Annotated in this window: 23 protein-coding genes; 9 read left to right on the top strand and 14 right to left on the bottom strand. The window is 60.3% G+C overall.

Annotated features, from left to right (window positions below; translation table 11 throughout):
* Positions 1-17: 17 nt before the first annotated feature.
* The 5 genes from purB to PSH73_RS15005 form a co-directional block, all read right to left on the bottom strand.
* Complete coding sequence (purB, locus tag PSH73_RS15025) at positions 18-1,388, bottom strand: adenylosuccinate lyase (protein WP_038441746.1); 1,371 nt, start codon at positions 1,386-1,388, stop codon at positions 18-20.
* A gap of 125 nt (positions 1,389-1,513) precedes the next feature.
* Positions 1,514-2,137 carry a high frequency lysogenization protein HflD gene (gene hflD, locus PSH73_RS15020; RefSeq protein WP_005789104.1) on the bottom strand — a complete coding sequence of 208 codons (624 nt, stop codon included), beginning with the start codon at positions 2,135-2,137 and terminating at the stop codon, positions 1,514-1,516.
* Positions 2,134-3,258, bottom strand: coding sequence for a tRNA 2-thiouridine(34) synthase MnmA (gene mnmA, locus PSH73_RS15015; protein WP_169990596.1), 1,125 nt, complete (start codon positions 3,256-3,258; stop codon positions 2,134-2,136). The genes hflD and mnmA overlap by 4 nt, the downstream gene beginning before the upstream one ends.
* A 59-nt stretch (positions 3,259-3,317) precedes the next feature.
* On the bottom strand, positions 3,318-3,764 hold the full coding sequence (locus PSH73_RS15010) for an NUDIX hydrolase (RefSeq protein WP_128593586.1): 447 nt from the start codon (positions 3,762-3,764) through the stop codon (positions 3,318-3,320).
* A gap of 212 nt (positions 3,765-3,976) precedes the next feature.
* On the bottom strand, positions 3,977-6,202 hold the full coding sequence (locus PSH73_RS15005; RefSeq protein ID WP_169990005.1) for an NADP-dependent isocitrate dehydrogenase: 2,226 nt from the start codon (positions 6,200-6,202) through the stop codon (positions 3,977-3,979).
* A 495-nt stretch (positions 6,203-6,697) separates the two neighbouring features.
* Between PSH73_RS15005 and icd the strand changes: the two genes are divergently transcribed.
* The gene (gene icd, locus PSH73_RS15000; protein ID WP_057441442.1) at positions 6,698-7,954 is read left to right on the top strand and encodes an NADP-dependent isocitrate dehydrogenase; all 1,257 of its coding nucleotides are present in this window, start codon (positions 6,698-6,700) and stop codon (positions 7,952-7,954) included.
* Between the two features lie 79 nt (positions 7,955-8,033).
* On the opposite strand, the gene cspD is transcribed toward icd, so the two are convergent.
* On the bottom strand, positions 8,034-8,324 hold the full coding sequence (gene cspD / locus PSH73_RS14995; protein ID WP_120734442.1) for a cold shock domain-containing protein CspD: 291 nt from the start codon (positions 8,322-8,324) through the stop codon (positions 8,034-8,036).
* A gap of 223 nt (positions 8,325-8,547) precedes the next feature.
* Here cspD and clpS point away from each other — a divergent pair, with 223 nt between their 5' ends.
* The gene (clpS, locus tag PSH73_RS14990; protein WP_029293391.1) at positions 8,548-8,916 is read left to right on the top strand and encodes an ATP-dependent Clp protease adapter ClpS; all 369 of its coding nucleotides are present in this window, start codon (positions 8,548-8,550) and stop codon (positions 8,914-8,916) included.
* 29 nt (positions 8,917-8,945) lie between these two features.
* A complete protein-coding gene (clpA, locus tag PSH73_RS14985) occupies positions 8,946-11,216 on the top strand; it encodes an ATP-dependent Clp protease ATP-binding subunit ClpA (RefSeq protein ID WP_057445275.1) in 2,271 nt (756 codons plus the stop codon).
* Positions 11,217-11,427: 211 nt separating this feature from the next.
* Here the strand turns inward: clpA and infA are convergent, their stop codons facing one another.
* The 3 genes from infA to aat form a co-directional block, all read right to left on the bottom strand.
* Complete coding sequence (gene infA / locus PSH73_RS14980) at positions 11,428-11,646, bottom strand: translation initiation factor IF-1 (RefSeq protein WP_002553999.1); 219 nt, start codon at positions 11,644-11,646, stop codon at positions 11,428-11,430.
* Between the two features lie 100 nt (positions 11,647-11,746).
* Positions 11,747-12,454 carry an arginyltransferase gene (locus PSH73_RS14975; RefSeq protein WP_120733463.1) on the bottom strand — a complete coding sequence of 236 codons (708 nt, stop codon included), beginning with the start codon at positions 12,452-12,454 and terminating at the stop codon, positions 11,747-11,749.
* Positions 12,455-12,509: 55 nt separating this feature from the next.
* The gene (aat, locus tag PSH73_RS14970; RefSeq protein WP_057441414.1) at positions 12,510-13,190 is read right to left on the bottom strand and encodes a leucyl/phenylalanyl-tRNA--protein transferase; all 681 of its coding nucleotides are present in this window, start codon (positions 13,188-13,190) and stop codon (positions 12,510-12,512) included.
* A 521-nt stretch (positions 13,191-13,711) separates the two neighbouring features.
* Between aat and PSH73_RS14965 the strand changes: the two genes are divergently transcribed.
* From PSH73_RS14965 to cysG, 6 genes are read left to right on the top strand one after another with little or no spacing between them, the layout of a single operon-like run.
* Positions 13,712-16,120 carry a DNA translocase FtsK gene (locus tag PSH73_RS14965; protein ID WP_057441416.1) on the top strand — a complete coding sequence of 803 codons (2,409 nt, stop codon included), beginning with the start codon at positions 13,712-13,714 and terminating at the stop codon, positions 16,118-16,120.
* A gap of 57 nt (positions 16,121-16,177) precedes the next feature.
* Positions 16,178-16,801, top strand: a complete 624-nt coding sequence (gene lolA, locus PSH73_RS14960; protein ID WP_057960009.1) for an outer membrane lipoprotein chaperone LolA — start codon at positions 16,178-16,180, stop codon at positions 16,799-16,801.
* Between the two features lie 10 nt (positions 16,802-16,811).
* Positions 16,812-18,137 (top strand): replication-associated recombination protein A, encoded by a 1,326-nt coding sequence (locus PSH73_RS14955; RefSeq protein ID WP_057960008.1) that lies wholly within the window; start codon positions 16,812-16,814, stop codon positions 18,135-18,137.
* Positions 18,134-18,508, top strand: coding sequence for a fluoride efflux transporter CrcB (crcB, locus tag PSH73_RS14950; RefSeq protein ID WP_057441422.1), 375 nt, complete (start codon positions 18,134-18,136; stop codon positions 18,506-18,508). Before PSH73_RS14955 ends, crcB begins: the two co-directional genes overlap by 4 nt.
* 16 nt (positions 18,509-18,524) lie before the next feature.
* Positions 18,525-19,805, top strand: coding sequence for a serine--tRNA ligase (serS, locus tag PSH73_RS14945; protein ID WP_057441423.1), 1,281 nt, complete (start codon positions 18,525-18,527; stop codon positions 19,803-19,805).
* The gene (cysG, locus tag PSH73_RS14940) at positions 19,806-21,200 is read left to right on the top strand and encodes a siroheme synthase CysG (protein WP_128593585.1); all 1,395 of its coding nucleotides are present in this window, start codon (positions 19,806-19,808) and stop codon (positions 21,198-21,200) included. It abuts the gene before it with no gap.
* 66 nt (positions 21,201-21,266) lie between these two features.
* On the opposite strand, the gene PSH73_RS14935 is transcribed toward cysG, so the two are convergent.
* From PSH73_RS14935 to tusC, 5 genes are all read right to left on the bottom strand, one after another.
* Positions 21,267-22,262, bottom strand: a complete 996-nt coding sequence (locus PSH73_RS14935; protein WP_057441425.1) for a glutathione S-transferase family protein — start codon at positions 22,260-22,262, stop codon at positions 21,267-21,269.
* 88 nt (positions 22,263-22,350) lie between these two features.
* Positions 22,351-23,352 carry a glycosyl transferase family protein gene (locus PSH73_RS14930; RefSeq protein ID WP_186625903.1) on the bottom strand — a complete coding sequence of 334 codons (1,002 nt, stop codon included), beginning with the start codon at positions 23,350-23,352 and terminating at the stop codon, positions 22,351-22,353.
* Positions 23,349-23,684, bottom strand: a complete 336-nt coding sequence (locus PSH73_RS14925; RefSeq protein ID WP_169961316.1) for a TusE/DsrC/DsvC family sulfur relay protein — start codon at positions 23,682-23,684, stop codon at positions 23,349-23,351. Before PSH73_RS14925 ends, PSH73_RS14930 begins: the two co-directional genes overlap by 4 nt.
* The gene (tusB, locus tag PSH73_RS14920) at positions 23,681-23,974 is read right to left on the bottom strand and encodes a sulfurtransferase complex subunit TusB (protein ID WP_128593583.1); all 294 of its coding nucleotides are present in this window, start codon (positions 23,972-23,974) and stop codon (positions 23,681-23,683) included. The genes PSH73_RS14925 and tusB overlap by 4 nt, the downstream gene beginning before the upstream one ends.
* Positions 23,974-24,324: a sulfurtransferase complex subunit TusC gene (tusC, locus tag PSH73_RS14915; protein ID WP_057960003.1), complete on the bottom strand. Its 351-nt coding sequence runs from the start codon at positions 24,322-24,324 to the stop codon at positions 23,974-23,976. Before tusC ends, tusB begins: the two co-directional genes overlap by 1 nt.
* Between the last annotated feature and the right edge of the window lies 1 nt (position 24,325).

Here is a 24,325-nt window from a genome sequence, read left to right as displayed (position 1 = left end):
AAGGGGTCAAGCCGCAATCAGATGCGTTTGGCTTGGTCTACAGCGTTGCCGATGTAGTTGGCCGGGGTCAGCAGTTTCAGCTCGGCCTTGGCCGCAGCTGGCATGTCCAGGCCGTCGATGAAAGTTTGCAGTGCTTCAGGGCTGATGCCCTTGCCGCGTGTCAACTCTTTCAGCTTCTCGTACGGGTTTTCGATGTTGTAGCGGCGCATTACGGTCTGGATCGGCTCGGCCAGGACTTCCCAGCAGGCGTCCAGGTCAGCGGCGATTTTCTGCGCGTTGAGCTCCAGCTTGCTGATGCCTTTGAGGCTGGCTTCGTACGCGATCACGCTATGGGCAAAGCCCACGCCGAGGTTGCGCAATACGGTGGAGTCGGTCAGGTCGCGCTGCCAGCGGGAGATCGGCAACTTGCTGGCGAGGTGCTGGAACAAGGCGTTGGCGATGCCCAGGTTGCCTTCGGAGTTTTCGAAGTCGATCGGGTTGACCTTGTGCGGCATGGTCGACGAGCCGATTTCGCCTGCGATGGTGCGCTGCTTGAAGTAGCCCAGGGAGATGTAGCCCCAGATATCGCGATCGAAGTCGATCAGGATGGTGTTGAAGCGCGCAATGGCGTCGAACAGCTCGGCGATGTAGTCGTGGGGTTCGATCTGCGTGGTGTACGGGTTGAAGCCCAGGCCCAGCTCGTCTTCGATGAAGGCGCGGGCGTTGGCTTCCCAGTCGATCTCAGGGTAGGCCGACAGGTGGGCGTTGTAGTTGCCTACGGCGCCGTTGATCTTGCCCAGCAATGGCACGGCAGCCACTTGCGCGATCTGGCGCTCCAGGCGGTACACCACGTTGGCCAGTTCTTTACCCAGGGTGGTCGGCGAGGCTGGCTGGCCGTGGGTGCGCGACAGCATCGGCACGTCGGCGAAGCGGATGGCCAGTTCGCGGATGGCGTTGGCGGTCTGGCGCATCAGTGGCAGCATCACGTCATCACGGCCTTCGCGCAGCATCAGGGCGTGGGACAGGTTGTTGATGTCCTCGCTGGTGCAGGCAAAGTGGATGAACTCGCTGACCTGGGCCAGTTCCGGCAGCTTGGCCGCTTGTTCTTTGAGCAGGTACTCGATGGCTTTGACGTCGTGGTTGGTGGTGCGCTCGATCTCTTTCACACGCTCGGCGTGCTCCAGGGAGAAGTTTTCCGCCAGGGTGTTGAGTACCGCGTTGGCTTGCGCAGAAAACGCCGGCACTTCGCTGATGGCGGGGTGAGCGGCCAGGCGCTGGAGCCAGCGCACTTCAACCAGTACACGAGCACGGATCAGGCCGTATTCGCTGAAAATAGGGCGCAGGGCCTGGGTTTTGCCGGCGTAGCGGCCGTCAACAGGGGAAACCGCAGTGAGCGAAGAGAGCTGCATGGGGTGTTCTCGGACAGTCGGGCAACGAAATGGGGCGCGTATCATACATGAAAAAATCCGCCGGTCCGTTGCCAACTGACCGGCGTATTACGCGTAACGGCTTGAAAATAGCCCGTGGCTGCGACTTATTCGTTGCGCATCAACGGGTAAAGCTCTTTGAGCAATTTGCGACGGCTGATGACCAACTGCCAACGATGACCGCCCAACTGCCGCCACAACCGCGCCGAACGGATACCGGCCAGCAGCAGGGCGCGGATTTTCGAGGCGTTGTTGGGCTGTTGCAGGTTGCGCATGTCGCCGTGGACCTGGATCCGCTGGCGCAAGGTGCTCAAGGTGTCCTGGTACAAAGCGCCACAGGCGGCGATCACGTTCTCGTGGGCCGGGCCGAAGTGCTCGACCTGGGACTGGATCTGCGGCAGGCGCTTGCCGATGGTTTCCAGCAGGTCGTCGCGCTTGGCCAGTTGCCGCTCAAGGCCGAGCATCGACAAGGCATAGCGCAGCGGCTCGCGTTGCAGGGTGCTGGGGTCGCGCTCGAGGGCGCCGATCAGCGCCCGATAACCTTCACGCAGGCTCAGGTCGTCGCCGCCGTACACATCCAGGGTGTCCTTCGGGTCGACCACCAGCAGGCTGCCGAGCATGCAGGTCAGGCCGGCCTCGGTGACCTGGCCGGTCTTGGCGATCTTGTCCACCAGCACTGCGGCGAGAAACACGCCGCCCAATGCCGTCAATTGCTCCTGGGTCGGGCTCATGCCGGGGTGCTCCAGGGTTCGGCGACTTCAATCACGCCGCCCCCCAGGCAGATCTCACCGTCGTAGAACACTACGGACTGGCCGGGCGTGACCGCACGTTGCGGGTCATCGAAGGTGGCACGGTAGCCATTGGTGGTTTTTTCCAGGGTGCAGGGCTGGTCGCTCTGGCGATAGCGCACCTTGGCGGTCAGGCGGCGCGGAGCGCTCAGGTCGATCGGGTTGACCCAATAGATCTCCGAGGCCAGCAGCGCGCCGGAGAACAGCAGGGGGTGCTCGTTGCCCTGGCCGACGATCAGCACGTTATGTTGCAGATCCTTCACCAGCACGTACCACGGCTCTTCACCGGCGTCCTTCAAGCCGCCAATACCCAGGCCCTGGCGCTGGCCGATGGTGTGGTACATCAGGCCGTGGTGACGGCCGATGACTTCGCCTTCGGTGGTCTTGATCTCGCCCGGTTGCGCCGGCAGGTACTGCTTGAGGAAGTCACTGAAGCGGCGTTCGCCGATAAAGCAGATCCCGGTGGAATCCTTCTTCTTGGCGGTGGCCAGGCCGTGTTTCTCGGCAATCTTGCGTACTTCGGGCTTTTCCAGTTCGCCCACCGGGAACAGGGTCTTGGCGATCTGTTCACCGCCGACGGCGTGCAGGAAGTAGCTCTGGTCCTTGTTCGGGTCCAGGCCCTTGAGCAATTCGGTGCGGCCATCAACATCGCGACGGCGCACATAGTGGCCAGTGGCGATCAGGTCGGCGCCGAGGATCATGGCGTAGTCGAGGAACGCCTTGAACTTGATTTCGCGGTTGCACAAGATGTCCGGGTTCGGCGTGCGACCGGCCTTGTATTCGGCCAGGAAGTGCTCGAACACATTGTCCCAGTACTCGGCGGCGAAGTTGGCGGTGTGCAGCTTGATGCCAATCTTGTCGCACACGGCCTGGGCGTCCGCCAGGTCGTCCATGGCGGTGCAGTATTCCGTTCCATCGTCTTCTTCCCAGTTCTTCATGAACAGGCCTTCCACCTCATAACCCTGCTCCATGAGCAGAACGGCGGAAACGGAAGAATCCACGCCGCCGGACATACCGACGATGACGCGCTTCTTTTGTGTGTCAGAAGGGGCTGGATCACGCATAGGATTTCAACGGGTGTCTTTAAAAAGGACGCGATTCTAGCAGGCCCGAGCCCGCAAGGCTAAAGAGAAGGACGGATCAATTCGAGACTGTGGCAGTGGCCGGCCAGATAATCGTCAATACAACGCATGATCAGCTCGCTGCGCCAGTCATCGCGCAAGGCCATCAACTCGTCACGGGTCAGCCAGCGGGCGCGCACGATGCCTTCGTCCAGTTGATAGTCCGGGTGGTGTTGCAAGGCCTTGGCGACAAAGCACACGCGCTGGTAGGTCACGCCATTGCTGGGAGCGGTGTACAGATAGATGCCGACGATGCCGGTGGCTGCGACGTCCCAGCCGGTTTCCTCGAGGGTTTCGCGCACGGCGGCTTCGGTCAGGGTTTCGTGCGGGTCGAGATGGCCGGCAGGCTGGTTGAGCACGGTGCGGCCGCCCTTGAGCTCTTCGACCATGAGGAAGCGGCCATTGTCTTCGACGATGGTGGCGACGGTGATGTGGGGTTGCCAGGTCATAGCGGCCTCGAATTCGGTGGGGTTGGGCCTAATCAGTGTGGGAGCTGGCTTGCCTGCGATGGCGGTGGCTCGGCTACATCTGTACCGACTGGCAGACTGCTATCGCAGGCAAGCCAGCTCCCACATTTGCTCGGGTTTTTTCATTAAAGCGGTGTTGGACACAAAGACAAACCCCGGCACATGGCCGGGGTTTGTGATGTCGCCCTACAGCATTACTTCAATGCAGCAATCGCCGCATTGAGGGTAGCGCTCGGACGCATAGCCTTGCTGGTCAGCTCAGGATTCGGCGCGTAGTAGCCGCCGATGTCCACTGGCTTGCCCTGCACGGCGTTGAGTTCGGCAACGATGGTTGCCTCGTTCTCGGCCAGGGTTTTTGCCAGTTGAGCGAACTGCGCCTGCAGCGCGGTATCTTCAGTCTGGGCGGCCAGGGCTTGTGCCCAGTACAGCGCCAGGTAGAAGTGGCTGCCGCGGTTGTCGATGTTGCCGACTTTGCGCGATGGCGACTTGTTGTTGTCGAGGAACTGGCCGGTGGCCTGGTCCAGGGTCTTGGACAGTACCAGGGCTTTCGGGTTGTTGTAGTTCACACCCAAATGCTCAAGGGAGGCTGCCAGGGCCAGGAACTCGCCCAGGGAGTCCCAACGCAGGAAGTTTTCTTCCAGCAGTTGCTGCACGTGTTTTGGAGCCGAACCGCCAGCGCCGGTTTCGAACAGGCCGCCACCGTTCATCAGCGGCACGATCGACAGCATCTTGGCGCTGGTGCCCAGTTCCATGATCGGGAACAGGTCAGTCAGGTAGTCGCGCAGTACGTTGCCGGTCACCGAGATGGTGTCCAGGCCCTTGCGGGTGCGTTCCAGGGTGAACTTCATCGCGTCGACCGGCGACATGATGCGGATGTCCAGGCCTTCGGTGTTGTGGTCTTTCAGGTAGGCCTGAACTTTCTCGACCACGACGCCGTCGTGGGCGCGCAGCGGGTCCAGCCAGAAAATTGCTGGCGTGTTGCTGGCGCGGGCGCGGTTGACGGCCAGTTTGACCCAGTCCTGGATCGGCGCGTCTTTGGTCTGGCACATGCGGAAGATATCGCCGGCTTCAACCGACTGTTCCATCAGCAGCTTGCCCTTGCTGTCGGTGACGCGGACTACGCCGTCAGCCTTGATCTGGAAAGTCTTGTCGTGGGAACCGTACTCTTCGGCTTTCTTCGCCATCAGGCCAACGTTTGGCACGCTGCCCATGGTGGTTGGGTCGAAGGCGCCATTAGCCTTGCAGTCTTCGATGACCGCCTGGTAGATGGTGGCGTAGCAGCGATCCGGGATCACGGCCTTGGTGTCGTGCAGCTGGCCGTCGGTGCCCCACATTTTGCCGGAGTCACGGATCATGGCTGGCATCGAGGCGTCGACGATCACGTCGCTCGGCACGTGCAGGTTGGTGATGCCTTTGTCGGAGTTGACCATCGCCAGGGAAGGGCGAGCGGCGTAGACCGCCTGGATGTCGGCTTCGATCTGCGCTTGCTGGTCGGCCGGCAGGGCCTTGATGCGAGCGTACAGGTCGCCGATGCCGTTGTTCAGGTTGAAGCCGATCTGTTCCAGCACGGTAGCGTGCTTGGCCAGGGCGTCTTTATAGAACTCGGCAACGATCTGGCCGAACATGATCGGGTCGGAGACCTTCATCATGGTGGCTTTCAGGTGAACCGACAGCAGCACGCCTTGTCTCTTGGCGTCTTCGATTTCGGCGGCGATGAAGCTGCGCAGGGCGTTCTTGCTCAGCACGGCGCTGTCGAGGATCTCGCCGGCCAGTGCGGTGGTCTTTTCTTTCAGGACGGTGGTGCTGCCATCCTTGCCGACCAGTTCGATCTTGACCGCATCGGCGGCTTCGATCTGTACGGCTTTTTCGCTGCCGTAGAAGTCGCCGTTGCTCATGTGAGCGACGTGGGACTTGGAGTCAGCAGCCCAGGCACCCATTTTGTGCGGGTGCTTGCGCGCATAGTTCTTGACCGACAGTGGGGCGCGGCGGTCGGAGTTGCCTTCGCGCAGGACCGGGTTTACGGCGCTGCCCTTGACCTTGTCGTAACGTGCACGGGTTTCTTTTTCCGCGTCGGTGGTTACGGTTTCCGGGTAGTCCGGCAGGGCGTAGCCCTGGGCCTGCAGTTCCTTGATCGCGGCTTGCAGCTGCGGGGTCGAGGCGCTGATGTTAGGCAGCTTGATGATATTGGCTTCGGGGGTCACGGCCAGGGCGCCCAGTTCGGCGAGGTGGTCCGCAACGGCCTTGGTGCCCAGTTGCTCGGGGAAGCTTGCGAGGATGCGCCCTGCGAGGGAGATATCGCGGGTTTCCACTTCAATATCAGCGGAAGCGGTGAAGGCCTCTACGATAGGCAGCAGTGAATAGGTGGCGAGGGCTGGGGCTTCGTCGGTGAAGGTATAGATGATCTTCGAGCGGGTGGGCATATTCGGATTAACTCTCTTCTTTGCTAAAAGCGTGCGCGGAAACTCGAGATGCGCCGGGTAAAGCGCGTTCGTTCAAAGTCATCCATGAGCCGAATGTCGATGTTTCTTCGCGGTGATGTTGGGTTGCATCAGTCGAGCGTCAAGCGGGTGGGCTACGGTGGCAGCCCGGCTTTTTCAGGCGCAGGTGCTCGATATAGAGCGGTCGGCCGTCGTGACTCTTTGGTCAGCGGCGGCATTATACATAGGTCGCTATGCTTACGCCGAGCCTTCATGCAAAAGGTGGATCGTCCATTGGTCTAAAGGTCGCATGGACCGGATTGCGCCTAAAGTCGCACGCAGTGCTCAAGTTTGGCGTTTTTCCCTTTTGTTTCAAGGTTGTAGGCGACTAAATCTATCGTTTTCGCAGCAAATGTACCGGGCGCAAGGTTCCAGTCCACATTCAACTGGAGTAGGCTCGGGCACAGCCAGATGTTCAATCCACAAACGGAGTTCAGCATGGGATACAAGAAGATTCAGGTTCCGGCAGTCGGCGACAAAATCACCGTCAACGCAGACCATTCTCTCAATGTTCCTGACAACCCGATCATTCCCTTCATCGAAGGTGACGGTATTGGCGTCGACATCAGCCCGGTGATGATCAAGGTGGTCGATGCAGCTGTTAACAAGGCTTACGGCGGCAAGCGCAAAATCTCCTGGATGGAGGTGTATGCCGGCGAGAAGGCGACTCAAGTTTACGACCAGGACACCTGGCTGCCCCAGGAAACCCTGGACGCGGTCAAGGACTACGTGGTTTCCATCAAGGGCCCGCTGACCACGCCGGTCGGTGGCGGTATCCGCTCGCTGAACGTTGCCCTGCGCCAGCAGCTGGACCTGTACGTCTGCCTGCGTCCGGTGCGTTGGTTCGAAGGTGTGCCAAGCCCGGTCAAGAAGCCCGGCGATGTGGACATGACCATCTTCCGTGAGAACTCCGAAGATATTTACGCCGGTATCGAGTGGAAGGCCGGTTCGCCCGAAGCAACCAAGGTCATCAAGTTCCTCAAAGAGGAAATGGGTGTCACCAAGATCCGTTTCGACCAGGATTGCGGGATTGGCATCAAGCCGGTTTCCAAAGAGGGCACCAAGCGCCTGGCGCGCAAGGCCCTGCAATATGTAGTGGATAACGACCGTGAGTCGCTGACCATCGTGCACAAAGGCAACATCATGAAGTTCACCGAAGGTGCCTTCAAGGAGTGGGCCTACGAAGTGGCGGCCGAAGAGTTCGGCGCGACCCTGCTCGATGGCGGGCCGTGGATGCAGTTCAAGAACCCGCGCACCGGCCGCAATGTGGTGGTCAAGGATGCGATTGCCGACGCCATGCTCCAGCAGATCCTGCTGCGCCCGGCCGAATATGACGTGATCGCCACCCTGAACCTCAATGGTGATTACCTCTCCGATGCCCTGGCGGCAGAAGTGGGCGGTATCGGTATTGCACCGGGCGCCAACCTGTCCGACACCGTGGCGATGTTTGAAGCCACCCACGGTACTGCGCCTAAGTACGCGGGCAAGGACCAGGTCAACCCGGGTTCGCTGATTCTGTCGGCGGAAATGATGCTGCGCCATATGGGCTGGACCGAGGCGGCCGACTTGATCATCAAGGGCACCAACGGGGCGATTTCGGCCAAGACCGTGACCTATGACTTCGAGCGCCTGATGGACGGCGCCAAGCTGGTGTCGTCGTCGGGCTTCGGCGATGCGTTGATTTCGCATATGTAAGTCGAAGGCTATGAAAAACGGCCATCCTGATTGCTCGGGATGGCCGTTTTTTTATGCGTGGTATCTGCTCGGTGGCGGATCAGGCCGTTTGTTTCTTTTTCGAATGAGCGGATTTATCTGCCTTGTCGTGCCTGTCTTCGTTGGTTTTTCCAGGCTCGGCTGCGCAGATGGCGACAGCATGCAGGCCCTTGGGTCCCTGGACGATTTCAAAGGACACTAATTGACCTGCTTTAAGGGTCTTGTATCCGTCCATCGTGATCGCCGAGTAATGCGCAAAAAGATCATCCTCTTTGCCGTCTTCGTTAATGAAGCCGTAGCCCTTGGCATTGTTGAACCATTTGACCTTGCCACTGATCTTGACGCCAGACATACCCATATCCCTCTGCACCAGACTCCATCACTGGAGTATCATCCAGTTTATCCGTCCTAACCCGAATAAATAAGGTTGACTGCGCGGACCTTTTTTACCCACTGTGGGTTCTATTGGTTGTAACACCGTTTTGCCGATAGTCAAGGTGACCAGTCGGTCGGAGTTGAATTTCTGACAGGTCGCCCCCATCACTGTAAATGCACAACAGACGAACCTTTCTTTCATGCATGCATTCAGCCAGATTCGACTAACATTCAATCAGGATCGCCCGGATCATCTAGAAGACGATGACGGTTCTGCAGGCATCGCTGTTCAAGAGGCCAAGCCTGCTTTACAGGCGCCGCCGATGTACAAGGTGGTTTTGTTCAATGATGACTACACGCCGATGGATTTCGTCGTCGAAGTACTCGAGGTGTTTTTTAATCTGAACCGCGAGTTGGCGACCAAGGTAATGCTGGCCGTTCACACAGAAGGACGGGCAGTATGTGGAGTGTTTACCCGCGACATCGCCGAGACCAAGGCCATGCAGGTCAACCAGTACGCCAGGGAAAGCCAGCATCCGCTACTCTGTGAAATCGAGAAGGACGGTTAACTCCGACCACTTGGGTATGAGGTGAAGCTATGTTAAACCGCGAGCTCGAAGTCACCCTCAATCTTGCCTTCAAGGAGGCCCGTTCGAAGCGTCATGAATTCATGACCGTCGAACACCTGCTGCTGGCACTTTTGGATAACGAAGCTGCCGCCACCGTTCTGCGTGCGTGCGGCGCCAACCTCGACAAACTCAAGCATGACCTGCAGGAGTTCATCGACTCCACCACGCCACTGATCCCCGTGCATGACGAGGACCGTGAGACCCAGCCAACCCTGGGCTTCCAGCGGGTGTTGCAGCGTGCTGTCTTCCATGTGCAGAGCTCCGGCAAACGCGAAGTGACGGGCGCCAATGTCTTGGTTGCCATCTTCAGCGAACAGGAAAGCCAGGCCGTGTTCCTGCTCAAGCAGCAGAGCGTGGCGCGCATTGATGTCGTCAACTACATCGCCCACGGCATCTCGAAAGTGCCAGGGCATGGCGATCATTCCGAGGGTGAGCAGGATATGCAGGACGACGAGGGCGGTGAGTCTTCTTCTTCAAGCAACCCGCTGGATGCCTACGCCAGCAATCTCAACGAACTGGCGCGCCAGGGGCGGATTGATCCGCTGGTGGGGCGTGAGATGGAAGTTGAGCGTGTTGCGCAGATCCTCGCGCGTCGTCGCAAGAACAACCCTTTGCTGGTGGGCGAGGCGGGCGTGGGCAAGACCGCGATTGCCGAAGGCCTGGCCAAGCGCATTGTTGATAATCAGGTGCCTGACCTGCTGGCCAACAGCGTTGTCTACTCCCTGGACCTGGGCGCGCTGCTCGCCGGGACCAAGTACCGTGGCGACTTTGAAAAGCGTTTCAAGGCGTTGCTTGGCGAGCTGAAAAAGCGTCCGCAGGCGATCCTGTTCATTGATGAAATCCACACCATTATTGGCGCCGGTGCGGCTTCCGGTGGGGTGATGGATGCGTCCAACCTGCTCAAGCCGCTGCTGTCTTCGGGTGATATCCGTTGCATCGGCTCGACCACGTTCCAGGAGTTTCGCGGGATCTTCGAAAAAGACCGTGCACTGGCGCGTCGCTTCCAGAAAGTCGACGTGTCCGAGCCTTCGGTCGAAGACACTATTGGCATCCTGCGGGGCCTGAAAGGGCGTTTCGAAGCGCACCACGGCATCGAGTACAGTGATGAGGCGCTGCGTGCGGCCGCCGAGCTGGCCTCGCGCTACATCAATGACCGGCATATGCCCGACAAGGCCATCGACGTGATCGACGAAGCCGGGGCCTACCAGCGCCTGCAGCCGGTAGAGAAGCGCGTGAAGCGCATCGAAGTGCCGCAGGTCGAGGATATCGTGGCGAAAATCGCGCGAATTCCGCCAAAACACGTCACCAGCTCCGACAAAGAGCTGCTGCGTAACCTGGAGCGCGACCTCAAGTTGACAGTGTTTGGCCAGGATGCGGCGATTGACTCGCTGTCGACGGCGATCAAGCTGTCCCGGGCTGGCCTCAAGTCGCCGGACAAACCGGTGGGTTCGTTCCTGTTTGCCGGGCCTACCGGCGTCGGCAAGACCGAAGCGGCGCGGCAGTTGGCCAAGGCCATGGGCATTGAGCTGGTGCGGTTCGACATGTCCGAATACATGGAGCGGCACACCGTGTCGCGCCTGATCGGTGCACCTCCGGGCTATGTCGGCTTCGATCAGGGCGGTCTGTTGACCGAGGCGATTACCAAGCAGCCGCACTGCGTACTGCTGCTCGATGAAATCGAAAAGGCCCACCCGGAAGTCTTCAACCTGCTGCTGCAGGTCATGGACCACGGGACCCTGACCGACAACAACGGGCGCAAGGCGGACTTCCGCAACGTGATCGTGATCATGACCACCAACGCCGGTGCCGAGACGGCCGCGCGGGCTTCCATTGGCTTTACTCATCAGGATCACTCTTCCGACGCCATGGAAGTGATCAAGAAGAGCTTCACGCCGGAATTCCGCAACCGCCTGGACACCATTATCCAGTTTGGTCGCCTCAGCCATGAGGTGATCAAGAGCGTGGTGGACAAGTTCCTTACCGAGCTTCAGGCGCAGCTGGAAGACAAGCGCGTGCAGTTGGAGGTGACGGAGGCGGCACGCAGTTGGATCGCCGAGGGCGGCTACGACGCGGCAATGGGCGCCCGCCCAATGGCGCGTCTGATCCAGGACAAGATCAAGCGGCCATTGGCCGAAGAGATCCTGTTCGGCGAGCTCTCCGACCATGGTGGCGTGGTGCATATCGACTTGAAGGATGGCGAGCTGACCTTCGACTTCGAGACCACTGCTGAAATGGCCTGATCGCAACACAACAAAAAGGCGCTTCGGCGCCTTTTTGCTATTTCTCAAGCGCTGCAATCAAAATGTGGGAGCGGGCTTGCCCGCGATAGCGGTGTATCGGTGCCAGATGTATTGCCTGACACACAGCTATCGCGAGCAAGCCCGTTCCCGCATTAATTTTATAGCGCGCACAAAAACGCCCGGCATAACCGGGCGTCTTGTATTGACTTGTTTAGCGAGCGCGGTAAGTGATGCGCCCTTTGCTCAAGTCATAGGGCGTCAGCTCGACGCGCACTTTGTCACCGGTAAGAATACGAATGTAGTTCTTGCGCATCTTGCCGGAGATATGCGCGGTTACGACGTGCCCATTTTCCAACTCCACACGAAACATGGTGTTGGGCAGGGTGTCGACGACAGTGCCTTCCATTTCGAAGCTGTCTTCTTTCGACATGCAGTAAAGCCCTCGGTATCCAGTGAATGGCCCGGTGCAACTGCGCCAGGCAAAAGCGGCGTGCATTGTGCCCGAAAAAGGGTGTTTAAGCCAAGGGGTTCTAGTTAAGCGTGACCCATCTTTGATTAATTAGCAGCTCAATGGGCCGATATTGGGTCTTGTAATTCATCTTTTTGCAGTTTTTTATCCAGTATCCGAGGTACACCGCGTCCAGGTTTTGCCGGGAGGCTTCACTGATTTGCCACAAAATCGCAAAGCGCCCGAGGCTGCGGCGCTCTTCGGCGGGTTCGTAAAAGGTGTAGACCGCCGATAAGCCATTGGGCAGCAGGTCGGTGACCGCGACCGCCAGCAGCTTTCCCTCAAGGCGGAATTCGTAAAAACGCGAGAACGGCAGGTCGCGCACCAGGAACGTGGAAAACTGATCACGACTGGGTGGGAACATGTCACCGTCGGCGTGGCGTTGTTCGATATAGCGCTGGTACAGGTCGAAGTACTCTTCGCTGAAGCCGGGCTTGGCGGGGGTCACGATCAGGTCGGCATTGCGCTTGAGGATGCGTTTTTGATTGCGATCGGCTAAAAATTGCGCCACGGGGATACGCGCCGGCACACAGGCGTTGCAGTTTTGGCAGTGCGGCCGGTACAGGTGGTCGCCACTGCGCCGAAAGCCCATCTCTGACAGGTCGGCATACACATGCACGTCCATCGGCTGGCTGGGGTCGAGGAACAGCGTAGTGGCCTGTTCTTCGGGCAGGTAGCTGCAAGAGTGGGGTTGAGTGGCATAAAACTTCAAGCGCGCCAACTCGGTCATGATCAACCCTCGGATAAGCTTTGAAATAAGTGTAAGCCAGGTGCGCGCATGTCGCCTAAGAAACCCACGGCCCACTGCTGGCTTGATCAAGATGGTCGCGCAGGTAACCGGCAAAGTCGCTGCGGGGAATGGCGCGGGCGCCGAGGCTGTGCAGGTGATCGGTGGGCATCTGGCAGTCGATCAGCACAAAACCCCAGGCCTGCAATTGCCTGACGAGCGTGGCAAAGCCATATTTCGAGGCATTGTCTGCGCGACTGAACATCGACTCGCCAAAAAACAACTGGCCCATGGCCAGGCCATACAGGCCGCCGACCAGTTCGCCCTGGTCCCAGACTTCAACGGAATGGGCGTAGCCCCGTTGGTGCAGTTGCAGATAGGCGTTCTGCATGGCTTCGGTGATCCAGGTGCCGTCTGCATAGCTGCGTGGCGCAGCACAGGCCTGTATGACAGCGGCGAAGTCCTGGTCGAAGGTGACCTCGTAGCGTTGCTGGCGCAGCAGCTTGGCGAGGCTGCGGGACACGTGCAGTTCGGCGGGGAACAGCACCGTGCGTGGGTCTGGCGACCACCATAGGATGGGCTGGCCTTCGGAGAACCAGGGGAAACAGCCGTGGCGATAGGCCTGGACCAGGCGGTCGGCGGACAGGTCGCCACCGGCAGCCAGCAGGCCGTTGGGTTCACGCATGGCTTTGGCCAGCGGTGGAAACGTCAAGGTGTTGCGTTGCAACCAGGTGAGCATGGTATTCAGGCTTACAGAAGGGGAGGGCGGTGACAGGCCGGGGCCCGCCGCGTTAAGCAGTGATTATTGTCGAGCCGGCGCCACTCGGCCAGCCCGATCATGTAATCCGTACCCTGATGCATGAGCGGGTGTTTCTGCAACTCTATAGCGGTGATGCGGTCGTAATCGCGTCATGTCGCCATCCGTTGAGCGGGAATGCTGGGTAAAGCTTGTCCAGTCTGATAAAAACAGCTCATAAGCCTTTGTCAGTAAAGACAATGCATGCTCAAATTGAAATGCATCGGCAATGCGCCGGATGATGCTCCATGAGCGAAGCCGGCAGCGTGGCAACGGGCACACAAACCCGTACAATGGCGGCACTATGTCCTTGTGGGCTGGCGTTAACGTCGGCGCATGATTCAATCTCGGAGTGTTAAAGGACGCTTGACGACGCTCATTCACTTTTCATCTGTCCGGATTGGGCAGTATTTTTATAGTCATTCAACTGTTGGACGCGCTTAAGGCGCAGGAAAAGACCCGTTTTGAAGAAATCCGCCGCAGCACCCAAAACAGCAGTAGTACCGGCCTGGCGCCAGCACCTGCACTATCGGCTCAAGGAAGGCGCGCTGATTGCCATCGGTGCTTTATGCCTGTTCCTGATGATGGCCTTGCTGACCTATGGCAAGGACGATCCGGGCTGGAGCCATAACAGCAAGATCGACGATGTGCAGAACTTCGGCGGGCCTGTGGGCTCCTACAGCGCCGATATCCTGTTCATGATCCTGGGCTATTTCGCCTATATCTTCCCGTTGTTGCTGGCGATCAAGACCTGGCAGATCTTCCGCCAGCGCCATGAGCCGTGGCAGTGGAGCGGCTGGCTGTTCTCCTGGCGCCTGATCGGCCTGGTGTTCCTGGTGCTGTCGGGCGCGGCCCTGGCGCATATTCACTTCCATGCACCGACCGGCCTGCCGGCTGGCGCGGGCGGTGCCTTGGGCGAAAGCCTGGGTGACCTGGCCCGCAGGACCCTGAATATCCAGGGCAGCACGCTGACGTTCATTGCCCTGTTCCTGTTTGGTCTGACGGTATTTACCGACTTGTCGTGGTTCAAGGTCATGGACGTGACCGGCAAGATCACCCTCGATCTGTTCGAGTTGTTCCAGGGTGCCGCCAACCGCTGGTGGGCCGCCCGTGTGGACCGCAAGCGCATGGTCGCGCAATTGCGTGAAGTCGACACCCGGGTCAACGAAGTGGTGGCCCCGAGTACGCCGGACCGCCGTGAGCAGGCCAAGGTCAAGGAGCGCCTGATCGAGCGCGAGCAGGCCCTGACCAAGCACATGTCCGACCGCGAGAAGCAAGTGCCGCCGGTTATCGCCCCGGCGCCGGTCAAGGCGCCCGAGCCAAGCCATCGCGTGCAAAAGGAAAAGCAGGCGCCGCTGTTTATCGACAGCGCCGTCGAGGGCACTTTGCCGCCGATCTCGATCCTCGATCCGGCGGAAAAGAAGCAACTCAACTATTCCCCGGAATCCCTGGCGGCCGTCGGCCATCTGCTGGAAATCAAACTCAAGGAGTTTGGCGTCGAAGTGTCGGTGGATTCGATCCACCCCGGCCCGGTGATTACCCGTTACGAAATCCAGCCGGCCGCAGGGGTCAAGGTCAGCCGTATCGCCAACCTGGCCAAAGACCTGGCGCGCTCCCTGGCGGTTACCAGCGTGCGGGTGGTGGAAGTGATCCCCGGCAAAACCACCGTGGGTATCGAGATTCCCAACGAAGACCGGCAGATCGTGCGCTTCTCCGAAGTGCTATCGACCCCGGAATACGACAACTTCAAGTCGCCGGTCACCCTGGCCCTGGGGCACGACATCGGCGGCAAGCCGGTGATCACTGACCTGGCGAAAATGCCCCACCTGCTGGTTGCCGGTACCACCGGTTCCGGTAAGTCGGTGGGTGTGAACGCGATGATCCTGTCGATCCTGTTCAAGTCCGGCCCGGAAGACGCCAAGCTGATCATGATCGACCCGAAGATGCTCGAACTGTCGATCTACGAAGGCATCCCGCACCTGCTGTGCCCGGTGGTGACCGACATGAAGGACGCCGCCAACGCCCTGCGCTGGAGCGTGGCCGAGATGGAGCGGCGCTACAAACTGATGGCGAAGATGGGCGTGCGTAACCTGTCCGGCTTCAACGCCAAGGTCAAGGAAGCCCAGGACGCCGGCACGCCGCTGACCGACCCGCTGTACAAGCGCGAAAGCATTCACGATGAAGCGCCGCTGCTGACCAAGTTGCCGACCATCGTGGTGGTGGTCGACGAATTTGCCGACATGATGATGATCGTCGGCAAGAAGGTTGAAGAACTGATCGCGCGTATCGCGCAGAAGGCCCGTGCGGCCGGGATCCACTTGATCCTCGCGACCCAGCGGCCGTCGGTGGATGTGATCACCGGCCTGATCAAGGCCAACATCCCGACCCGCATGGCGTTCCAGGTGTCGAGCAAGATCGACTCACGGACCATCATCGACCAGGGCGGTGCCGAGCAACTGCTGGGCCATGGTGACATGCTCTACATGCCGCCCGGCACCAGCCTGCCGATCCGCGTTCACGGTGCATTTGTGTCCGATGACGAGGTGCACCGCGTGGTCGAGGCGTGGAAACTGCGGGGTGCGCCGGAATACAACGACGATATCCTGGCGGGTGTCGAAGAAGCCGGCAGCGGTTTCGACGGTGGCAGCGGTGGCGGCGACGATGATGCCGAGACCGACGCGCTGTACGACGAAGCGGTGGCATTCGTGCTGGAAAGCCGTCGCGCCTCGATCTCGGCGGTGCAACGTAAACTGAAGATCGGCTACAACCGCGCCGCGCGTATGATCGAGTCCATGGAAATGGCCGGCGTCGTTACGGCCATGAACACCAACGGCTCGCGCGAAGTCATCGCGCCAGGGCCGATGCGCGACTGACCTCGCGCCGCGTGGCAGCACGCGGCGCGCCTTTCACATCATTCTATGAGGACTCCCATGCGTCTTATCCGCATGCTGTTGTTGCCGGCATTGGCCCTGACCGCGTTTTCGGCCCACGCCGACCAGGCATCCGTCGCGAGCCTGACCAACTTGCTGGACAAATCCAAGACCCTGACCGCGCGCTTCTCCCAGTTGACCCTGGACGGTGGCGGTACGCAGTTGCAGGAAACGGCCGGTGAAATGGCCGTGCAGCGTCCCGGCCTGTTCTTCTGGAAAACCGACGCGCCCAATGAGCAGACCATTGTCTCCGATGGCAAGAAAGTCACGCTGTGGGACCCGGACCTGGAGCAGGCGACCATCAAGACCCTCGACCCACGCCTGAGCCAGACCCCGGCCTTGCTGCTGTCGGGTGATGTGTCGCAGATCAGCGAGAGCTTCGAGATTACCTCCAAGCAACAAAGCAACGTGATCGACTTCACCCTCAAGCCCAAGTCCAAGGACACGCTGTTCGACAGCCTGCGCCTGTCGTTCCGCAATGGGGTGATCAACGATATGCAACTGATCGACAGTGTCGGCCAGCGCACCAATATCCTGTTCACCGGGGTCAAGGCCAATGAGTCGGTCCCGGCCAAGACGTTCAAGTTCGACATCCCCAAGGGTGCCGATGTGATCCAGGAGTAAAAAGCCGCCCATGGACCTGTTTCGCAGTGACCCGATTGCCCAGCCATTGGCCGCGCGCCTGCGCTCGACCAACCTGGATGAGTATGTCGGGCAGGAGCACTTGCTGGCTCGTGGCAAGCCGCTGCGCGAAGCTCTGGAGCAGGGTGCCCTGCACTCGATGATCTTCTGGGGGCCGCCGGGCGTGGGCAAGACCACCCTGGCGCGGCTGCTGGCGAAGGTCTCCGATGCACACTTTGAAACGGTCTCGGCGGTATTGGCCGGGGTCAAGGAAATCCGCCAGGCGGTGGAAGTCGCCAAGCAACAGGCCGGGCAATACGGCCGCCGCACTATCCTGTTTGTCGACGAAGTGCATCGCTTCAACAAGTCGCAGCAGGATGCGTTCCTGCCTTACGTGGAAGACGGCACGCTGATTTTTATCGGTGCGACCACGGAAAATCCCTCGTTTGAGTTGAACAACGCTTTGCTCTCGCGAGCGCGGGTGTATGTGCTCAAAAGTCTCGATGAAGCGGCGATGCAGAAGCTGTTGCAGCGGGCGCTGAGCGAGGACAAGGGGCTGGGCAAGCGCCACCTGAGTCTGGGTGACGAGGGTTTCAAGATCCTGTTGGCGGCGGCAGACGGTGATGGCCGGCGGTTTCTCAACCTGCTGGAAAACGCCTCCGACCTTGCCGAAGATAATAGTGAGATTGGCGTCGACCTGCTGCAAAGCCTGTTGGGCGATACCCGGCGGCGTTTCGACAAGGGCGGCGAAGCCTTTTACGATCAGATTTCCGCGCTGCATAAATCCGTGCGCGGCTCTAACCCGGACGGCGCGCTGTACTGGTTCGCCCGCATGATCGACGGCGGCTGCGACCCGCTGTACCTGGCCCGGCGCGTGGTGCGCATGGCCAGCGAGGACATCGGCAACGCCGACCCACGGGCCCTGAGCCTGTGCCTGGCGGCCTGGGAAGTCCAGGAGCGCCTGGGCAGCCCGGAAGGTGAGTTGGCGGTGGCGCAAGCCATCACCTACCTGGCCTGCGCGCCGAAAAGCAATGCGGTGTATATGGGCTTCAAATCGGCATTGCGCGCCGCGGCCGAGCACGGCTCGCTGGAAGTCCCTTTGCACCTGCGTAATGCACCGACCAAGCTGATGAAACAATTGGGTTATGGCGATGAGTACCGCTACGCCCACGATGAACCGGATGCCTATGCCGCCGGTGAAGACTACTTTCCCGACGAGCTTGCCCCGCAACCGTTCTACCAGCCGGTGCCCCGTGGCCTGGAGTTGAAGATCGGGGAAAAGCTCAACCACCTGGCGCAACTTGATCGCCTGAGCCCCAAACAACGGAGAAAACTATGATTCCCTTGGTGGTCGCAGTCTCTGTTGGCGGTGTGGCCGGTACCTTATTGCGCTTTGCCACCGGTAATTGGATTAACGCCAATTGGCCGAAACACTTCTATACCGCGACGCTGGCCGTTAATATCGTGGGCTGCCTGTTGATCGGCGTGTTGTACGGCCTGTTTCTGTTACGCCCGGAGGTGCCTGTTGAGGTGCGCGCCGGGTTGATGGTGGGCTTCCTTGGCGGCCTGACCACCTTTTCATCCTTTTCACTGGATACCGTGCGCCTGCTGGAAAGTGGGCAAGTGCCGCTGGCGATAGGCTATGCGGCCATCAGTGTATTCGGCGGGCTGCTCGCCACCTGGGCCGGCCTGTCCTTGACCAAACTTTGATAAACGAGAGACCGACATGCTCGATTCCAAACTGTTACGTAGCAACCTTCAGGACGTAGCGGACCGCCTGGCATCCCGTGGCTTTGCCTTGGATGTTGCGCGCATCGAAGCGCTGGAAGAACAGCGCAAGACCGTCCAGACCCGCACCGAAGCACTGCAGGCTGAACGCAATGCGCGCTCCAAATCCATCGGTCAGGCCAAGCAGCGTGGCGAAGACATCGCGCCGTTGATGGCGGACGTCGAGCGTATGGGCAGCGAGCTGTCTGACGGTAAGGTCGAGTTGGACAAGATTCAGTCCGAGTTGGATTCGATCCTGCTGGGCATTCCCAACCTGCCGCATGAGTCGGTACCGGTCGGCGAAGATGAAGACGGTAACGTCGAAGTGCGCCGCTGGGGTACGCCAAAAGCCTTTGATTTCGAGATCAAGGACCACGTCGCCCTGGGCGAATTGACCGGCGGCCTGGATTTCGAAACCGCCGCCAAGATGTCCGGTGCGCGCTTTGCTCTGCTGCGCGGTCCGATTGCGCGCATGCACCGGGCCCTGGCGCAGTTCATGCTCAACCTGCACACCGGCGAACACGGGTACGAAGAGGCTTATACCCCTTACCTGGTTCAGGCGCCGGCGCTGATGGGCACCAGCCAGCTGCCGAAGTTCGAGGAAGACCTGTTCAAGATCAGCCGCGATGGCGAAGCCGATCTGTACCTGATTCCGACTGCCGAAGTGTCGCTGACCAATATCGTGGCCGGCGAGATCCTCGACGCCAAACAGCTGCCGATCAAGTTCGTGGCCCACAGCCCGTGCTTTCGCAGTGAAGCCGGTGCCTCGGGGCGTGACACCCGCGGCATGATCCGCCAGCACCAGTTCGACAAGGTCGAGATGGTACAGGTGGTCGAGCCGTCGACCTCCATGGAAGCCCTGGAAGGCCTGACTGCCAACGCCGAGCGCGTCCTGCAACTGCTGGAGCTGCCGTATCGCGTATTGGCGCTGTGCACTGGCGACATGGGTTTCAGCGCGGTGAAGACCTACGACCTGGAAGTGTGGGTGCCGAGCCAGGATAAATACCGCGAGATTTCTTCGTGCTCCAACTGCGGTGATTTCCAGGCCCGACGCATGCAGGCGCGTTTCCGTAACCCGGAAACCGGCAAGCCGGAGCTGGTCCACACCCTTAACGGTTCGGGCTTGGCGGTAGGTCGCACCCTGGTTGCCGTTCTGGAGAACTACCAGCAGGCCGACGGTTCGATCCGTGTACCTGAAGTGCTCAAGCCGTACATGGCGGGCGTTGAGGTCATCGGCTAAATGGAATTTCTGCCACTGTTTCATAACCTGCGCGGCAGCCGTGTGTTGGTCGTCGGTGGTGGGGAGATTGCCTTGCGCAAGTCCCGGCTGCTGGCCGATGCCGGCGCGGTATTGCGGGTGGTTGCTCCCCTGATTGAAGATCAGTTGCGTGAACTGGTGCAGGGCAGTGGCGGTGAACTGATTGCGCGCGGTTATCAGGAGGCGGACCTTGATGGCTGCACCCTGATCATCGCTGCAACCGACGACGAGCCGCTGAACGCGCAAGTGTCCAGCGATGCCCGGCGGCGGTGTGTGCCGGTCAATGTGGTGGACGCGCCAGCCTTGTGCAGCGTGATCTTCCCGGCGATTGTCGACCGCTCACCCTTGGTGATTGCGGTGTCCAGTGGCGGCGACGCGCCGGTGCTGGCGCGTTTGATCCGCGCCAAGCTGGAAACCTGGATTCCGTCCACCTACGGTCAATTGGCCGGGCTGGCCGCGCGCTTTCGCGCCCAGGTCAAGGGTTTGTATCCCGATGTTCAGCAACGCCGGGCTTTTTGGGAAGAGGTTTTCCAGGGCCCGATTGCTGATCGGCAACTGGCGGGGCAAGGTGATGAAGCCGAGCGGTTGCTGGTGGAAAAAGTCAACGGCAAGCCGCCCCATGCACCAGGTGAGGTGTATCTGGTGGGCGCAGGCCCCGGTGATCCGGACCTCCTGACCTTTCGCGCGCTGCGTTTGATGCAGCAAGCCGATGTGGTGCTGTATGACCGCCTGGTGGCCCCCGCGATTCTTGAGCTGTGCCGACGGGATGCCGAGCGGGTCTATGTCGGCAAGCGCCGCGCCGATCACGCGGTGCCGCAAGAGCAGATCAACCAGCAACTGGTGAACCTGGCCAAGCAAGGTAAGCGTGTGCTGCGCCTCAAGGGCGGCGACCCGTTTATTTTTGGGCGCGGCGGCGAAGAGATCGAAGAGCTGGCGGCCCATGGCATCCCGTTCCAGGTGGTGCCGGGCATTACCGCGGCCAGTGGATGCGCGGCTTACGCGGGCATCCCTTTGACCCATCGCGACTATGCGCAATCGGTACGCTTCATCACCGGCCACCTGAAAGATGGCACCTCGGATTTGCCCTGGAATGACCTGGTGGGGCCGTCGCAGACCCTGGTCTTCTATATGGGGTTGGTGGGCTTGCCGCTCATCTGCGAGCAACTGATTCGCCATGGTCGTTCGGCGGACACCCCGGCTGCGCTGATCCAGCAAGGCACCACGTCCAACCAGCGTGTGTTTACCGGCACCCTGGCCGACTTGCCGCGCCTGGTGGCGGAGCATGAAGTGCATGCGCCGACCCTGGTGATCGTAGGCGAAGTGGTGGTGTTGCGTGAGAAGTTGAAGTGGTTTGAAGGCGCCCAGTCCCAGGTATAACCTGGTCGCCCGGCTGCACACAGACCCACCGTGGGAGCCGGGCTTGCCCGCGATGAGGCTGGCGCATCAGCGCCAGATCTCTTTACCGCTCAATCCTTCTCGATCATGTTTGCTATCAAACGTCTGCAACGGCCCCTTCGGCACGATCCCTGTCGGATTGATCGTCCGGTGGCTGGCATAGTAATGCCCCTTGATATGCGCAAAATCCACGGTCTCGGCCACCCCCGGCCATTGATACAGCTCTCGCAACCAATTCGACAGATTCGGATAATCTGCTATCCGTCGTAGGTTGCATTTGAAGTGGCTGTAATACACCGCGTCAAACCGAATCAGCGTGGTAAACAGCCGCACATCGGCCTCTGTCAGGTATTCACCGGCCAGGTAGCGCTGCTGGCCCAGGTGTTGTTCCAACTGATCCAACTCGGCAAACACCTCATCAAATGCGCTTTCATACGCCTGCTGCGAGGTGGCGAAGCCTGCGCGATACACGCCATTGTTCACGGCGGGATAGATCCGCTCGTTCAACGCGTCGATGGTCGGGCGCAGCGGTTCGGGGTAGAAGTCCAGGGTGTTGCCGGTCAGCCCGTTGAACGCGCTGTTGAACATGCGGATGATCTCTGCCGACTCATTGCTGACGATGCGATTGAGCTTCTTATCCCATAGCACCGGCACGGTGACACGCCCGGTGTAGTCGGCGGTATCGGCGGTATAGCGCTGGTGCATGAAGGCAAAGTCGTCGAGCTTGTCGCCAGTGGAGCCGTGGGCCTTGTCGAAGGTCCAGCCATTCTCCAGCATCAACCAACTGACCACCGACACGTCAATCAGGCTTTCCAGGCCCTTGAGCTTGCGCAGGATCAGGGTGCGGTGCGCCCACGGGCAGGCGAGGGAAACATAGAGATGGTAGCGGCCAGCCTCGGCCTTGAAGCCGCCATCCCCGCTCGGGCCAGGTTGGCCATCGGCGGTGACCCAGTGCCGGCGTTGCGCCTGTTCCCGTTGGAAGGCTCCATCTGCGCTACTTTCGTACCACTGGTCGTGCCAGTGTCCTTCAATCAGCAAACCCATGACTGACTCCTTGGCTAGTAAGCGTTGGAGTGCAGTCTAATCGTCTGGGTTCGAACAAATAGCGCAAAGGGTCGGGGTTAATTATCGACTAGTTCGATGTGTTGCGCGCATCCCAATACTGTTGGGCCAGTTCGAAGGCCTGTTCCCGTGGGTGCCCCAGGCCGCGCAGGGCCAAGGCCATGGTGGCGATCAGCGCTAATTGCGGGTAGCTGTCTTGTACCTCACCACGCCACAGGGCCTTTAGATGTTCGGGGTCGAGACTGGCGGGCTTGACGTGGCGCTGGGCGGAGAGGGCAGGCCACTCCTCGTCCCAGCTTGTGCCGCCGGTGGTACCGTACAAGTGGCTGGTGGTGTCGGGATTGATCTCGATCTCGCCGCCATCGCCCTTGATCACAATGCTGTTGTCACCCAGCAGGCCACTGGCATCGCGGTGTACCCCCTGGTAGCCGGGATGGAAGATGCTTTGCAGGCCGCAGCGCGCGCCCAGCGGGTTGAGGATGCGGGCCAGGGAGTGAATGGGCGAGCGCAGGCCGAGGATATTGCGCAGGTCAATCATGCGTTGCAACTGCGGGGCCCAGTCGCCCAGTGGCATAAATGCCAGGTTGCCTTGTTCCAGAGCGGTCTCGACCTGTTGCCAGTTGCGGCACAGTGGAATCTGCAGCTCACCCAGCAACTGTTCGGTGTACAGCCGGCCGGCCGTATGGGCACCGCCGCCGTGCATGAAAATCCGCACGCCGTTCTGCGCCAGGCACTTGGCGGCCAGCAGGTACCACGGCAGGTGGCGTTTTTTCCCGGCATAGGTGGGCCAGTCGACATCCACCTTCAGTGCTGGCGGGCTGAGCCGCTCGCGCAGGGCCTCGGTGAAGCCGGCGAGCTCCTCCGGGCTTTCTTCCTTGTGGCGCAGCAGCATCAGGAACGCACCGAGCTGGGAGTCCTCGACTTTCTCGTCGAGCAGCATGCCCATGGCTTCCCGGGCTTCTTCGCGCGTCAGGCTGCGGGCGCCGCGCTTGCCTTTGCCGAGGATCCGCACAAACGGCGCAAAGGGGTGTTCGGCGGGAGTTTCGGTGATCAACGGGGCAAAGTCGGTCATAAGCAATTCGTCGGCCTGGGCAGGCCCGCCAGCTTGGCGGCAAGTTTGGCGGGAGTGCCTTTGAACAGTCGGTTGAGGTGCAGGCTGTTGCCCTTTTCCGGGCCCAGCTTCAAGGCGGTGTACTTGATCAGGGGGCGGGTGGCCGGGGACAACTGGAACTCCTGGTAAAAACCCCTGAGCAGCTTGAGGATTTCCCAGTGTTCGTCGGTCAGTTCCAGCGCTTCGGCGCTCGCCAGGGCATTGGCCACCTCGACTGACCAGGCATTCAGGTCAACCAGGTAGCCGTCCTTGTCCAGCTCAAGGGTGTGGGTGCCTACAGTCAGGGTGTTCATAGCCAGGTGTTGACCTTGTCATGGTCGATCGACAGCTGCACAAAACCTGGGTAGTCGACACTCCTGGCCCACTGCGGCAACGCCAGGCCGCGGGCCTGGGCATCTTCGGCAAGCACGAAGATGGCCAGGGCCTTGGCTTGCAGGGCCTGGAAGGGGGCGCTACCGGGTTGCAGGGCATAGATTGCATCGCCGCACAGCAGGATCGCATCTTGCGCGCCACACAGGCGTAGGCAACTGCCGAGGCGGCTGTCGGTAAACGGGGAGTGGGACAACACATGCAAGGTCGACATCAGAGGGTCATCACCTGATCGTAACGGTCAATCATCTGGGAAATCTGTTCGCTGCTCAGTGGCTGCGCGCTATCAGGGGCGGTCAACCCACGCTCCGCCAGGCTGTGGCTGCATGCGAACACGTCGTCGATGCCAAACAGCGAGAGGGCCTGCAGGTTGGCCGTCACATCCTTTTGTTGCACGGCCTTGGCATCCTGGGCGGTTGCCAGTTGAAACACCCCGTCATCGAGAAACAGCAGCCCGATCGGCAAGTCGAATGCGCCGCCGGCCAGCACCACATCCAGTGCTTCCCGCGCACTGGGCCCGGACCATGGCGCCTGGCGGCTGATGACTAACAAGGATCTGGACATT

The organism is Pseudomonas sp. FP2294, from assembly GCF_030687625.1.
Lineage (GTDB): Bacteria > Pseudomonadota > Gammaproteobacteria > Pseudomonadales > Pseudomonadaceae > Aquipseudomonas > Aquipseudomonas shahriarae.
Note: the sequence above shows the minus strand (reverse complement) of the source record. Positions and strands in the feature narration are given on the sequence as shown.